We start from the raw sequence: 13,163 nt of genomic DNA, 5'->3' as shown, positions 1-13,163 counted from the left end.
GGCGTCAGACGATGCGAGCGCCATTCTGCTGGGGAAGGCGGCGCAACAGCAGCCATGAGCCCACAAGAACCGCCAGTCCGCCCCAACCGTTGAACTGCTGATGCAGCAGAAATCCTCCGATTCCGATCAATCCACCGAACAACACCCCACAGGACCACACAAACCGGGCCAGCAACGTTGACAGGCTCTCCTGCGGCTCCACCTGGAAGCGCTGCCGCAACCGAGCCCAACCGGGGCCGGGTGGCTGCACCTTACGGATGAAGGTTTCCAGCACCGCCTCCGATTCCGGCGGGGTGAGCAGCATGGCGCTCAGCCACACCACCGCTGAAACGCCAGTGATCACCGCCAGCCGCAGGCCGTAATCCTCAATTCTCACAACGGGCAGCACCGAGGTGAGCAAACCGACGACGAAACCGCAGAGCATGGCCGCCAGTTCCGCCGCCGCATTCACCCGCCACCAGAACCAGCGCAACACCAACACGACGCCAGGCCCGGACCCGATGGCGATCACAAGACGGAACACGGTGCCGATGCTGTCGCTGATCAAGGCCGTGACCACGCCCAGCATGAGCAGCAAAACCGTGGTGAGCTGCCCCACCAGCAGCAGCTCACCAGAACCAGCCCTCGGGCGGATGAAGCGTTGGTAGAGGTCATGGGTGAGGTAGCTGGCCCCCCAGTTCACCGATGTGCTCACCGTGCTCATGAAGGCTGCCACCAGCGACACCACCACCAATCCCAACGCCACCGGAGGCAGCAGCTGCACCGCCAAGGCGGGGTAGCTCAACTCCCAGTCCCCCTGATCGGGAAGCAGCACCAGCGCCGCCAGGGCCACCACCACCCACAGCCAGCTGCGCACCAGATAATTCACCACCAGAAAAACCCAACCCGCCAACCGCGCCTGCTGTTCATCACGGGTGGCGAGCATGCGTTGAATGAATTCACCACCACCGTCACTGCGGCGGAAACTCCACCACTGAATAGCGATGTAGGCCAGGAACATCGGAACCGAGATGCCGGCTCCCTCCAACCAATGCACCCCGCCGTCTTCGATGGACCAGGGAACGAGAGACAGCAGCTCCGGGCGGTTCATGCCCTCCAGCTGATCCAGCAGCCCTCCCATACCGCCAGCGGCATGCAACGCAGCAATGGCGACGGCGAGGGCCCCGAGCAACGCCAGCACCAGCTGCACCAGATCCGTCACCACCACGGCCCAGAGACCACCAGCCACGGTGTAAGCCAGCACCATCAAGGCCACCACGGCCAGGAGCCACAACGTGTCAGGCACGCCGAAGGCCGCGGGCGCGCCGGTGACGATGCCCAGCGCTTCCACCACTTTGCGCAAGGCCAGAAAGGCATAGCCGATGCCGATGCAGTTCACCGGCAGAGCCAGTAGGAACGCCTTGACCCCCCGCAACCAGGCTGCGGCAGAGCCTCCGTAACGAAGTTCCGTGAACGCCGCATCGGTGAGCACGCCACTGCGACGCCACAACGGCGCGAACACCACAGCCATGGCCACATGGGCCAGGCCAAAGCTCCACCACTCCCAGTTCCCCGCCAGTCCACGGCTGCCGATCAACCCCGCCACATAGAGAGGGGTGTCGATGGAGAACGTCGTCGCAGCCATCGATGCACCAGCCAGCCAGCCACTGAGACGACGACCGGCAACGAAGTAGTCCTCCTCACCGCTGTTGCGACGGGCCAGCCACAGCCCCAGCACCAGCGTCAGAACCAGATAGGCCCCGAGCAGTGCCCAGTCGATCGGTGCCATAACCCGCCATCTTCAGGCATCAGTCTGGGATGGTTCGTAAAGTTCGGCCCAAACAGAATGGGGCGATCGTGAAAGGGAAAGGCTTTATTTACATCCCCCATCACAAGCTCGTCTATGCACGAGTCCCAAAGTGCGCAAACACATCGATCAAAACAGCTCTATCTGAACTCATACAAGCAGTACCAACGACCAATCCACGCACTGAACGAGCACTGGAACCAACAAACGATCGCTTCTGGAAAAACTGCACCACAGAAGCAAAATTTTTAAAATCTGAAAAATACACAGCCCTTCGCAAAAAAGTTTTTTGCTTTACATTCATCCGAGAACCACTACAAAGACTTCACTCTTGTTATCGAGAAAAGGTTCTGCGTCCATCGGTCTTTCCGGCGATGAAGCGTCTTGGATATGACAAGACCATGAGCTTCAGTGAATTTGTTGAGCTCACGTGCAGCCTGAGCCTTGATGCGATGGATGTTCATACCCAACCGCAGACTTTCCTGATCAGCGACTCAAAAGGAAAGCTTCCCGACTTCATCGGCTGCATCGAATCTATGAGGACAGACTGGCAGCGCCTAAACGAGCAGATGTTGCAACGTGATATTCCCATAAGCCGAGAACTCCCCCACCTCAACAGCAGTCGAAAGGGAGAGAGCAATCAATCTCAATCCATTCGACTGCTCGAACGGGTGCAACGCCAATTCGAAATGACCTACGGACTCGACATCCAGCTCCATCAAAAGCTCACCGCCGCTCAGCTCCCCTGACGTTGACGCCGTAACTGACCGCAGGCAGCGTTCTGATCCAGGCCGCGGCTGGCTCGCAGACTGACGGCCACACCACGACGCTCGAGCACACGCTGGAAGGTCTCAATTCTGGAGCGGGTGGGGCGTTGAAACTCCTCCTCCTCAATTGGGTTGTAGGCGATCAGGTTCACGTGGCTCTGGAAGCCCCCCACCCGGTCCGCCAGTTCGGCGGCGTGCTCGGGGGCATCGTTCAAACCGCCAAGAAGGATGTACTCAAAACTGACGCGACGGCCGGTGACGGCCAGGTAGTGACGACAGTCCTCCAGCAAGGCCTCATAGGGATAGGCATGAGCCGTGGGGATGAGCTCTTCCCGCAGGGCTTGGTTGGGGGCATGAAGGCTCACCGCCAGGGTGAACTGGGCTCGACCCAGGGTGTCCAGAGCCAGTTCTGCGAGTTGTGGAAGCGTTTTCGGAACACCAACGGTGCTCACCGTGATGCGACGTTGACCGATCCCAAGGTCGTCGTTGAGGCAGCGGATGGCATCCAGAACCGCCTGGCTGTTGAGGAGTGGCTCCCCCATGCCCATGAACACGATGTGGGAGGGGCGGCGGTCCATCACCTCCCGCACACTCAGCACCTGATCAACAATTTCGTGGGTCCGCAGAGAGCGTTGCAGGCCGCCTTTGCCCGTCGCGCAGAAACGGCAGGCCATCGGACACCCCACCTGGCTTGAGACACACACCGTGAGTCGTTGATCGGTGGGAATTCCGACAGTTTCAATCGTCTCGCCGTCATCGGTGGACAACAGCAATTTCGTTGTGGCATCGGCTGCGACTGAACGGTGCACCTCCTTGAGGCGGCCCACCTCAACCCCTTCCGCCTTGAGGGATGCCCGCCAGGCCTTGGGGAGCACGGTGATGTCCGCCAGGGATCGGGCCCCCTTGGCATAGAGCCAGTCATGGAGCTGCCGCCCACGAAAGGGCTTCTGCCCCTGAGCAACCGCCCAGCTCTCCAGCTCGACCGCGCTGCGGCCGAGCAACATCCGGCTCACCAGATCAGGAGACCATGGCCCAGCTTGATCTCCACCACCAGCAAAGCGATGAAGCCGAGCATGGCAGCACGCCCGTTGAGCTTTTCGGTGTGACCGTGGAAGCCAAATCGCGGCAGACGACGCTGGGGGATGTCGGTGGGCTCAAGCATCGGTGGATCAGCGATGGGATGGCAGGAGGCGGTGATCAGTCATCAGAAAGCAGACCCTCTTCCTGAAGCCCTTCAACGGCTTCAGCGTCAACGACCTGCTCCTCCTTCAGCTCATTGTCGGCGTCCGGGCGAGCGAACGCTGCGAAGTTGCTGGTGTTGGGGTCGATGTTGTGACGGGTGCGGGTTGCTTCAAGATCCGCATCGCTGGGGTCGTCCAGAACTGCCGTGGAGCTGGCAGCCGGAGGCATCTCCACCGTGTAATCGGGACGGAGGTTCTGCATGCGGCGGTAACCGGCGGGATCCTCCGAGAGGATGTCCGGGTGAGGGCCGGCCTCCTTCTGGAGCTCCTCTTCGAAGCCACTGAAGCCGGTGCCTGCAGGGATCAGGCGACCGATGATCACGTTCTCCTTGAGGCCCCGCAGCCAGTCGCTCTTGCCTTCGATGGCAGCTTCCGTAAGCACACGCGTGGTCTCCTGGAAGGAGGCAGCGGAGATGAAGCTGTCGGTGTTGAGCGAGGCCTTGGTGATCCCCAGGAGCACCGGGGTGAACTCGGCGGGAGCGCCACCGGTGATCGCCATGGCCTGGTTGGTGTCCTCCACCTGACGCAGTTCGATCAGCTCACCGGGCAGCAGGGTGGTGTCACCGGCGTCCTCGACCCGCACCTTGCTGGTCATCTGGCGGACTATCACCTCAATGTGCTTGTCGTCGATCGACACGCCCTGGGACTTGTAAACGTTCTGCACCTCGGTCACCAGACGGTGCTGCAGATTGGCGATCGCTTCCTGAGCCGCTTCCATCAGCGGCTTGCGGCTGCGGAGATCTTCAAAGAAGCACTCGAGCAACTCGTGTGGGTTGATCGGACCATCGGTCAGCAGCTCGCCGGCGGTGACCTGCTGGCCATCGCTGACCATCACGTTGCGACCCAGAAGAATCGGGTACTCACCGATGGCGTCATCGGCCTCGATGACGGTGACCATGAGCGACTCGTCGTCCTCACCCTGCTTGATCTCCACCGTGCCGGGCTTCTTGCAGAGCACTGCCGACTCACGCGGACGCCGGGCTTCCAGCAGTTCCTCGATTCGGGGCAGACCCTGAACGATGTCGCCGGTCTTCTGGCGTTCAAACACCAGCAGGGCCAAACCATCACCGCGCTGAACCAGATCGCTGTCACGGACGTGCAGGACAGAGTCGGGCGACACCATGTATGGACGGCCCAGACGCAGGGTCACGCTGTTGCCGTCAACGCCTTCCACCTCACCGCAGCAGTCGGACGGCTCGCCATCGGCCAGCAGTTCGCCATCGACGATGCGTTGACCAACGGTGACCACCGGTTTGCCGGAGGTGCTCAGGGTGGTGGTGTCCTCAGGACGCTCGACGAGCAGACGACGGACAGGGTCGGCCTCGGTGGCTTCAGGCAACTGCGCAACACCCGCCTGCTTGCACAGGATCTGGGTGGTGGCGATCACATCCCCAGCCTTGACCGAGATGCCGTCTTCCACCTGCAGCTCGGTGTGGGTGGAGCCATGGCTGGAGTCGGACATGGTGTCGCGACGCACCAGGATCGACTCGAGGATCACCAGACGCAGACGGGAGATGGTCTTGGCCCGTTTGTCCGGGGCCTTTTCCACGTCCACGGTCATCTGAGGCGTGGTGTCGAAGGTCTCCAGGATCAGCTGGGTCTTGAGCAGTTCAACACCCTCAACGGACTTGATCAGTTCGTTGTCCTTGAAGGCCAGGCGCTGGGTGGCCTTGATGCCCAGGTGAGGGCCATTGGCCTGCTTCACATAGGACAGCTCAGGCAGTTGCGCCTCGTTGGGGATGGTGTATTCCTCGACGGGACGCAGCAGCAGACCTTTGCCCTCAGGGGTCTCCACGGTCTGGACGTACTTCATCTCCTCGCTGCTGAGCCCCTTGGCGATTTCCTCACCGGGGTTCACCATCTGGCCATCACCCTCGAAACGCTCCAGGGCTTTGCTGTCGGAGCTGAGGTGGAAATCACCACTGCGGACGATGATCTCGCGCAGGATGTCGTTTTTCTGAGTGACGGTGACGATGCCGGCGGTCTGGCTGAAGATGTCCTTCACCACCTCCGTGCCTGCTTCGATCCACTGCCCGTCGGTGATCATCAGCAAGGAGATGTCCTTGTTGATCTCGTGGGTTTCCTGGGGGATCCAGAGCAGGGTGCCGCCCTTGTTGACCTCGTAGCCGTTCTTGGCGGAGCGGGCCTTCTTGATCGCCAGACCTGGAGCGAACTTGACCAGACCGCCGGTTCCAGTGCGGAAACGGTCATCGGCCAGCTCAGCGATCACCTCACCGGAGCCGATCTTGCTGCCAGGGATTGTGTTCAACCGGTAGCGGGTGCCGTCCTTGGCTTCCAGATTCCAGATCTCACCGGAGTGGGTGGACTCCTCCAGCAGCTTGAAATCCTTGAGGGTCATCGCCGTGGTGACGATCTGTACCTCACGGGAATCGCCGATGGAGTCGCGCAAGCGCACATCACCGCCGTACTCACTGCGCTGACTGGCTTCCGCCAGGACCTGCCCCTCGGTGACCCCCGTGTTGCCCTGAACGACAGGCTGGGCGTTGGGCGGCAGGTTGTAGACATCACCAGCCAGCACCCACATCCGGCCCAGACGCTGCGCCTTGAGGGTGATGTTGCCCTGACGGTCGGTGACCTCCCGGGGTTGGATCGCCTCCTCGTAACGCACCTGACCGGCCAGATCGCAGATCACGTCCTTGGTGGCTTTCTCAACGCTCTTCTTCACCGCACCAGCGGCGATCTGAGCAACGGTCACATCAGCCTCGATGGTCTGACCGTTCTCAACAAACAGCAGTGAACCGTTGGTGACCTCAATTTTCTGGGTCTTGCCTTTTCCAGTGGGCTTGATGGAGAGGTTGAAGTCAACCTCGGCCTGTTGGGCATTGACGCCATGGGGCGTGCGGTAGGGGCGAACCCTGGCCTTGGCCGAGAACTCAACGGTGCCTTCCACAACGGAACGCACCACACCGGTCTCGGCCGTGGACACACCACCGGTGTGGAAGGTGCGCATGGTGAGCTGCGTACCGGGCTCACCGATGGACTGGGCGGCAATGATGCCAACGGCTTCGCCGAGGTCGACCAGTTCGTTGTGGGCCAGGGCCCAGCCGTAGCACTTACGGCAGACGGAACGGTTGGCCTCGCAGGTGAGAGGAGAGCGGACGCTCACCGCGGTGACACCGGCCTTTTCGATGCGTTTGGACAGGGGTGGATCGATTTCGGTATCCCGCTCCGCCAGCACCTCACCCTCAGCAGTCACCACCTGGGATGCCGTGAGGCGGCCGACCAGGCGATTGCCGAAGCGGCCATCCTCAGCCTCCACCACGATGTGGCGCGTGGTGCCGCAATCGTCTTCGCGAACGATGACGTCCTGAGCCACGTCCACCAGACGGCGGGTCAGATAGCCCGAGTCGGCGGTGCGAAGAGCGGTGTCCACCAGACCTTTGCGGGCGCCGTAGGAGGAGATGACGTACTCCGTGACCGTGAGGCCTTCGCGGAAGTTGGTGCGGATCGGAAGGTCGATGATCTCGCCCTGGGGGTTGGCCATCAGGCCCCGCATGCCCACCAGCTGCCGCACCTGGGACATGTTTCCCCTGGCGCCGGAGTTGGCCATCATCCAGACCGAATTCAACGGTGCGTTCTGGTTGAAGTTCTTCTTGACCGCATCCACCAATCGCTCATTGGTCTCGGTCCAGGTGTCGATGACCTTGGTGTGCCGCTCCACCTCCGTGATCTCACCCAGCCGATAACGCTCCTCCGTGGCCGTGACCTGCTCTTCGGCTTCTCCCAGCAAGGCCTTTTTCGCCTCGGGAACACGGAGGTCGTTCACAGAGATCGAAACGGCCGCCTGGGTGGCATAACGGAAGCCGAGATCCTTGAGCTTGTCGGCCATCGATGAGGTGACCGCCGTGCCGTGGTTCTTGTAAGCCCAGGCGACCAGCTGCTTGAGCCCCCGTTTATCGACGATGTGGTTTCGGAACGGTGGCGGAGTCTTGCTGAGGGGGCGGGAAGCGCTCTCAAGAGCAGGAGCCGCGTCCTTGGCGGCCTTGCTGGACTTGCGGGACTTGCTGGATTTGCTGGAGGAGGTCATGGCTGCGCGCGGGTGAGAGGAGGAGGTCGTTCGGAAGGAGAAAAAACTCAGGCGGCGGCCACCGCGCCGATGATCGTGTGGTTCATCACCACCCGGCCCGTCGTGGTGAGGATGTAACGGCTGATCAGGGCACCGTCTTCATCGAAACGATCACGGCGGTAGGTCCACTGCTCGATGCGGGTCCCATCGCTGAGGGTTTCGCTCTTGATGGGTTTGTCGAGTTCATCGTTGTCTTCGACCTCGCCGCTGAAGCGCACCCACACCCAGTCGTGCAGACCAATGCGGGTGTCCTCGAAGGCATGGATCACATCCTCAAGGCTGGAGTAGGTGCGACTGCGATCTCCGAAATCAGGCTGCTCAGCCCCAGGCTGCAGAGCCGTCAGGTAATAGGAGCCGAGCACCATGTCCTGAGACGGGGTCACGATCGGCTCACCGGTGGCCGGCGACAGGATGTTGTTGCTGGCCAGCATGAGCATGCGGGCCTCGGTCTGCGCTTCGATCGCCAGGGGCACGTGAACGGCCATCTGGTCACCGTCGAAGTCGGCGTTGAAGGCGGGGCAGACCAGCGGGTGGAGCTGGATGGCGCGACCATCCACAAGCTTCGGTTCGAAGGCCTGGATGCCGAGACGGTGCAGGGTCGGGGCCCGGTTCAACATGATCGGGTGACCGTCGATCACCTCCTGCAGCACCTGCATCACCTCATCATCGGCGCGCTGAATCAGCTTCTTGGCCGCCTTGATGTTGTTGACGATGTTCTGGCGGATCAGACGATGGATCACGAACGGCTGGAACAGCTCGATCGCCATCTCCTTGGGCAGACCGCACTGGTGCATTTTCAGCTTGGGGCCGACCACGATCACGGAACGACCGGAGTAGTCGACCCGCTTACCGAGAAGGTTCTGACGGAAACGACCCTGCTTGCCCTCGATGATGTCGCTCAGTGACTTGAGCGGGCGGTTGTTGGCACCCACCACGGTGCGGCCGCGGCGACCGTTGTCGATCAGGGCGTCGACGGCCTCCTGCAGCATCCGCTTCTCGTTACGGACGATGATTTCCGGGGCGAGGATTTCCTGCAGACGTGCCAGGCGGTTGTTGCGGTTGATCACCCGCCGGTAGAGATCGTTGAGATCACTGGTGGCGAAACGACCGCCGTCGAGCTGCACCATGGGGCGCAGATCGGGAGGAATCACCGGAATCACATCCAGCACCATCCACTCCGGACGGGCGCTGGTGGCCACGAAGTTGTCGATCACCCGGAGACGCTTGATCAACTTGGCCCGCTTCTGGCCCTTGCTGCCGTTGATCTCCTCGCGCAGCTGCTCAGCCACTTCCTCGAGGTTGAGGTCTTCGAGAAGTTGCTTCAGCGCCTCAGCACCGATGCCCACCACGGGCTCATTCTCGATCTCGGATTCCTCGGCGTAGATCTCGTCCTCGATCTCCAGCCATTCGTCCTCGGTGAGCAGCTGCTTGTACTTCAGCTCCTTGTGGTCACCGGGATCCAGCACCACATAGCAGTTGAAGTAAACGATCTGCTCGACATCCCGCAGAGGCATGTCCAGAAGGATGGCCACATAGCTGGGAATGCCTTTCAGATACCAGACGTGGGACACCGGAGCCGCCAGCTTGATGAAACCCATCCGGTGACGGCGCACCCGGCTTTCGGTGACCTCCACACCACAGCGTTCACAGACGATGCCGCGGTGACGAACACGCTTGTATTTGCCGCAGTGGCATTCCCAGTCCTTGGAGGGACCGAAGATCTTTTCGCAGAACAGCCCGTCCATTTCGGGCTTCAGGGTGCGGTAGTTGATGGTCTCCGGTTTGGTGACCTCACCAACCACCTGACCGTTGGGCAGGGTGCGTTGGCCCCACTCCATCACCCGTTCCGGTGAGGCGAGGGTGATCTTGACGTAGTCGAAGTGGTTCTCGGTGCGGAGGTTGCTGTTGGTCATGGACGGCGGTTGGAGGAAGGTCTTTCAGTCGTTGTGATCCGTTCGATCCGTCAGTCCTCGTCGTAATCCGCGACGCCGAGGGATTCGTAGGTGGGACGGCTTGGAGTGCTGCGGCGGGGGTTCACGTCCTGCATCAGATCCACTTCCTTGCCTTCATCGGTGTACACAGCGATGTCGAGTCCGAGGGACTGGAGTTCGCGCATCAGCACCTTGAAGGATTCCGGCGTGCCGGGGCGGGGGATCGGTTTGCCCTTGACGATGGCGTTGAGCGCCTCGTTGCGGCCCTGCATGTCGTCGGACTTGACCGTGAGCAGTTCCTGCAGGGTGTAGGCGGCGCCATAGGCCTCAAGAGCCCACACCTCCATCTCACCCAGACGCTGACCACCTTGCTGCGCCTTACCACCCAGGGGCTGCTGGGTGACCAGGGAGTAGGGACCGGTGGAGCGGGCGTGGATCTTGTCATCCACCAGGTGCACCAGCTTGAGGAAGTGGGAATAGCCCACGGCCACAGGCTGATCAAAGGGTTGACCGGTGCGGCCATCCCGCAGCACCAGCTTTCCAGGGTCGTCGGGGTTGTAGACCCAGGCCTTGCCGGGTTGCTTGGCGGCTTCCTTGAGGAACGCTTCGCAGGTTTCCTGGGACATCTCGGCACCGTGCATCTCATCGAAAGGCACGATCCGCACGCGGGAATCGAGGTTTGAAGCAGCCCAGCCCATCAGCAGCTCGAACACCTGGCCGACGTTCATCCGACTCGGCACACCCAGGGGGTTGAGGCAGATGTCCACCGGGGTGCCATCCGGCAGGTAAGGCATGTCCTCCCGCGGAAGGATGCGGCTGATGATGCCCTTGTTGCCGTGGCGGCCGGCCATCTTGTCGCCCACCTGAATCTTGCGGCGCTGGGCCACATAGACCCGAACCACCATGTTGGCGCCAGGGGGCAGTTCATCACCCTGTTCACGGGTGTAGATCCGCACGTCGACCACGCGTCCACGCTCGGTGCCGGGCACCCGCAGGGAGTTGTCACGAACGTCGCGGGCCTTCTCACCGAAAATCGCCCGCAGCAGCTTCTCTTCCGGCGGCTGGTCCGACTCGCCCTTCGGCGTGACCTTGCCCACCAGGATGTCGCCGCTTTCCACGAAGGCACCGACGCGAATGATGCCCATCTCGTCGAGGTTGCCCAGGCTTTCCTCGGCGACATTGGGAATCTCGCGCGTGATCTCCTCGGGTCCGAGCTTGGTCTGGCGCGCCTCGATCTCGTATTTCTCGATGTGCACCGAGGTGTAGAGGTCGTCGGTCACCAGACGCTCGCTCACCAGCAAGGCGTCCTCGAAGTTGTATCCCTCCCAGGGCATGTAGGCGATCAGAACGTTCTGACCCAGAGCGATTTCACCGCCCTCGCAGGCGGAGCCATCCGCCATCACCTGACCAACGATCACCTGATCGCCGCAGCGGACGATCGGACGGTGGTTGAGGCAGGTGTCCTGGTTGGAACGCTGATATTTCTGCAGGTAGTGGGTGTGCTCCTGCCCCTCGTCGTCCTGGACGACGATGGCGGTGGCATCCACGAAAATCACGGTGCCATTGACCCGTGAAATCGGCACCATGCCGGAGTCGCGGGCCACCTGGGTTTCCAGGCCCGTGCCCACCAGGGCACGCTCAGGACGCAGCAGCGGCACAGCCTGACGCTGCATGTTGGACCCCATCAGGGCACGGTTGGCGTCGTCGTGCTCCAGGAAGGGAATCAGAGATGCAGCGACCGAGATCACCTGAACCGGCGACAGGGCGACGTAGTCCACCTGCTCGGGCGGCACCTTCTCGAAGTCCTGGCGATAGCGGACAGGAATCAGATCGGCCGTGATCCGTCCATCGGAATCGGTGGCGACATCGCCCGGGGCCACGCGCACTTCATCCTCGCGGTCGGCGGACAGGTAGATGGGGTCACCTTCCTTGAGGACCACCCCGTTCTCCACCTTCCAGAACGGAGTTTCGATGAAGCCGTACTCATTCACCCGGGCATGGGTGGCCAGGGAGTTGATCAGGCCGGCGTTGGGACCTTCCGGCGTCTCGATCGGACAGAGACGGCCGTAGTGCGACGGGTGAATGTCGCGGACGGCGAAGCCGGCACGCTCACGGGTGAGACCGCCGGGTCCAAGGGCGGAGATCCGTCGTTTGTGGGTCAGCTCAGCCAGAGGGTTCGTCTGGTCCATGAACTGGCTCAGCTGGCTGGAGCCGAAGAACTCCTTGATCGCCGCCACCAGGGGCTTGGGGTTCACCAACTGGGCTGGGGTCAGCGAATCGGTTTCGCCAACCGTCATCCGCTCCTTGATGATCCGCTCCAGGCGGTTCAGGCCCACGCGCACCTGGTTCTGAAGGAGTTCACCCACAGAACGAACGCGACGGTTCCCCAGGTGATCGATGTCATCGAGGCTGGCGCCGCCGACATCCAGCTCGAGGTTGATCAGGTAATCGAGCGTGGACAGCACGTCCTCATGGGTGAGGGTGCGCACCGTGTCGGGGATGGTGAGGCGCAGCTTCTTGTTGATCTTGTAGCGGCCGACCCGACCGAGGTCGTAGCGCTTGGGATCAAAGAAACGGGTCTGCAACAGCTGCTGACCACCACTCACCGAGGGCGGTTCACCAGGACGAAGCTTCTTGTAGAGCTCCAGCAGGGCCTGGTCTTCCGAGCTGATGCCCTCATCGTTGGCGGCATCAATCGACTTCTTGTAGAACTCCGGGTGCCGCAGCTTGTCGAGCACATCGTTGTCCGACAGCCCCATGGCGCGCATCAGCACGTGGGCATTGATCTTGCGGGTCTTGTCGACGCGGACGTGGAGGAGGCTGTTCTTGTCGGTTTCGAACTTGAGCCAGGCGCCGCGGTTGGGGATGACGCTGGCGTTGTAGGTACGGCGTCCGTTCTTGTCCATTTCATCTTTGAAATAGACACCGGGACTACGCACGATCTGATTCACGATCACGCGTTCGGCACCGTTGATGATGAAGGTGCCTCGCTCGGTCATCAGCGGCAGTTCGCCGATGAAGACCTCCTGCTCCTTGATTTCACCGGTCTCTTTGTTGACCAGGCGACAGGTCACATACATCTGCGAGGCAAAGGTCGCATCACGACGTTTTGCCTCTTCCACATCGTGGCGGGGACGCTTCAGTCGGTACTCGCTACCGATGAAATGCAGCTCAAGCTTGCCGGTGTAGTCGGTGATGGGGGAGAAGCTCTCAAGCTCCTCGATCAGGCCCAGATCCAGAAACCACTTGAAGCTGGCCCGCTGCACCTCCACCAAATCGGGGAGATAGGTGGCGGTCTTGGCGACCTGAATCGCGCTGCTGCTCATGCGGGGACCGGCAGAGAGGACGAAA

The 13,163-nt window shown here is 61.6% G+C and carries 7 protein-coding genes; 1 reads left to right on the top strand and 6 read right to left on the bottom strand.

The window, feature by feature from the left end; translation table 11 throughout:
- Window positions 1-4 precede the first annotated feature (4 nt).
- On the bottom strand, window positions 5-1,768 hold the full coding sequence (locus tag SynA1528_RS02920; protein WP_186587613.1) for a sodium:solute symporter family protein: 1,764 nt from the start codon (window positions 1,766-1,768) through the stop codon (window positions 5-7).
- A gap of 68 nt (window positions 1,769-1,836) precedes the next feature.
- On the opposite strand from SynA1528_RS02920, the gene SynA1528_RS02915 reads away from it, so the two are divergent.
- On the top strand, window positions 1,837-2,535 hold the full coding sequence (locus tag SynA1528_RS02915) for a sulfotransferase family protein (protein ID WP_222930190.1): 699 nt from the start codon (window positions 1,837-1,839) through the stop codon (window positions 2,533-2,535).
- Here the strand turns inward: SynA1528_RS02915 and rlmN are convergent.
- The 5 genes from rlmN to rpoB are packed head-to-tail and all read right to left on the bottom strand — an operon-like array spanning window position 2,523 to window position 13,138.
- On the bottom strand, window positions 2,523-3,566 hold the full coding sequence (gene rlmN / locus SynA1528_RS02910) for a dual-specificity RNA methyltransferase RlmN (RefSeq protein WP_186587611.1): 1,044 nt from the start codon (window positions 3,564-3,566) through the stop codon (window positions 2,523-2,525). The genes SynA1528_RS02915 and rlmN overlap by 13 nt on opposite strands.
- Entirely contained in the window at window positions 3,563-3,715 is a 153-nt protein-coding gene (locus SynA1528_RS02905; RefSeq protein WP_186587610.1) for a CAB/ELIP/HLIP family chlorophyll-binding protein, read from the bottom strand. The genes rlmN and SynA1528_RS02905 overlap by 4 nt, the downstream gene beginning before the upstream one ends.
- Before the next feature lie 35 nt (window positions 3,716-3,750).
- Window positions 3,751-7,842 (bottom strand): DNA-directed RNA polymerase subunit beta', encoded by a 4,092-nt coding sequence (locus SynA1528_RS02900; protein ID WP_186587609.1) that lies wholly within the window; start codon window positions 7,840-7,842, stop codon window positions 3,751-3,753.
- A gap of 47 nt (window positions 7,843-7,889) precedes the next feature.
- Entirely contained in the window at window positions 7,890-9,794 is a 1,905-nt protein-coding gene (gene rpoC1, locus SynA1528_RS02895; protein ID WP_186587608.1) for a DNA-directed RNA polymerase subunit gamma, read from the bottom strand.
- A 50-nt stretch (window positions 9,795-9,844) separates the two neighbouring features.
- The gene (gene rpoB, locus SynA1528_RS02890) at window positions 9,845-13,138 is read right to left on the bottom strand and encodes a DNA-directed RNA polymerase subunit beta (protein WP_186587607.1); all 3,294 of its coding nucleotides are present in this window, start codon (window positions 13,136-13,138) and stop codon (window positions 9,845-9,847) included.
- Window positions 13,139-13,163 lie beyond the last annotated feature (25 nt).

The sequence above is a fragment of the Synechococcus sp. A15-28 genome, from assembly GCF_014280175.1.
In the GTDB taxonomy this organism is placed as follows: Bacteria; Cyanobacteriota; Cyanobacteriia; order PCC-6307; family Cyanobiaceae; genus Parasynechococcus.
Note: the sequence above shows the minus strand (reverse complement) of the source record. Positions and strands in the feature narration are given on the sequence as shown.